The organism is Halobacillus sp. BBL2006, from assembly GCF_000786645.1.
Taxonomy (GTDB): Bacteria; Bacillota; Bacilli; order Bacillales; family Halobacillaceae; genus Halobacillus.
The window spans coordinates 1-1,245 of sequence record NZ_JRNX01000650.1 but is presented as its reverse complement, the minus strand read 5'-3'; the positions used below and the strand labels follow the sequence as shown (position 1 = coordinate 1,245).

The following is a 1,245-nucleotide window of genomic DNA, read 5'->3' as shown; positions in this document are numbered from 1 at the left end:
CTCCTGCATCTGATCGCGTTCGTTTTTCATATCTAATCGGATGGCAGCAAATAATTCATCTGTTGAAACCTGTGAAATAACAGTGCCGTCACCAGTCGTTTCAACACCGTCCATGCCTTCTGCTCCATTCGTTTCATCCGTCATATCAGCGAATTCATCCTCCTGGATGAAGGCCATTTCTCCATTATCAGGGGAAGTCATATAATACACACTTAAAACAATCAAAAGGCTTAACATCGTGAGCAACCAAACGGTTTGTTTTTTTACCAAGGGAAACCCTCCTTATTGTTTAGGCAACACTGAAATTCTATGACTTGGAACATCTAACACTCTTGATACAGCTTCAACCACCCAGCCCTTCACTTTCATTTGATCCACTCCTTTAGCGGTGACAAACACCCCACTAACAGCTGGTTTCTGCGTTTTGGTCAGTAAGGGTACCTCTCGATCCCCTTGACGGACAAGGACTAATTGCTCTTCCTTAGAATAATCTTCAATCTCCCTTTCCCCTCCATTCTTATCTGTTTCCTGTGTGGTTTGTTTGCTTATGATTAAATTTTTGTCATACACTTTTTCATGTGTAGCAGATAAATTGATCATAATGTCCACAGCGCTTACTCCTTGAATATTTTCCAATAGGGGCTTGAGCTGTTTTTCATATTCAGACTCCAAAACAGAGATAGAGTCCGTCATTTCAGGTGTTTCTGTATCAGCACTTGATTCTGAGGCATTCTGTATTGGGGCTTCTGGTGCTGGTTGTTCCGACGATTGGAACCAATTGCTCGTCAAGATGAATAGAACCCCAACTATACCCAGTGCAATAAAATATTTTGGTTTGTTTATTTTACTTCCATCTTTAACAGACAAAGGTTGCAAAAGTTTACTCCACCATTTACTCATCCTCTTCCTCCCAGCGGATTTCAATTTGTTCTTTGTCCAATTTCAAATGATCAGCTACCCATTTTCGGACCTCTTCATCCTCATTACTATCCTCAGGGCTGGGCTCTTCCACGATTGAAATGTTGACTTCATTGACAGGGGATTTTTCCTTTAAGGGAGATAGGGTAATCACAAGCTTGTCCAGAGTCTCCATTTGGTAAGGTTCACTTAAAAAACTCATATTAAGGTTAATCAGTTGAAGGTGTAGGTCTTGTTTGAGCGGCTCTTCCATCTCTTTTGCTAGAGCTTGGGTAACCTGTTCTAATTTATATGCGTCTTGTCCTTCAACTATTTCTTTTTTCTTCT

General features: G+C 40.8%; 3 protein-coding genes. All 3 read right to left on the bottom strand.

Features of this window, described 5'->3' with window-relative positions; translation table 11 throughout:
* The coding region (locus tag LD39_RS17700; RefSeq protein WP_035550875.1) for a SpoIIIAH-like family protein at nucleotides 1-270 on the bottom strand (270 nt) is incomplete at its 3' end.
* A gap of 12 nt (nucleotides 271-282) precedes the next feature.
* Nucleotides 283-900 carry a stage III sporulation protein AG gene (gene spoIIIAG / locus LD39_RS17695; RefSeq protein WP_035550872.1) on the bottom strand — a complete coding sequence of 206 codons (618 nt, stop codon included), beginning with the start codon at nucleotides 898-900 and terminating at the stop codon, nucleotides 283-285.
* Nucleotides 893-1,245 (bottom strand): stage III sporulation protein AF (locus tag LD39_RS17690; RefSeq protein ID WP_035550869.1); only part of this gene is annotated, 353 nt, incomplete at its 5' end. The genes LD39_RS17690 and spoIIIAG, both read right to left, overlap by 8 nt.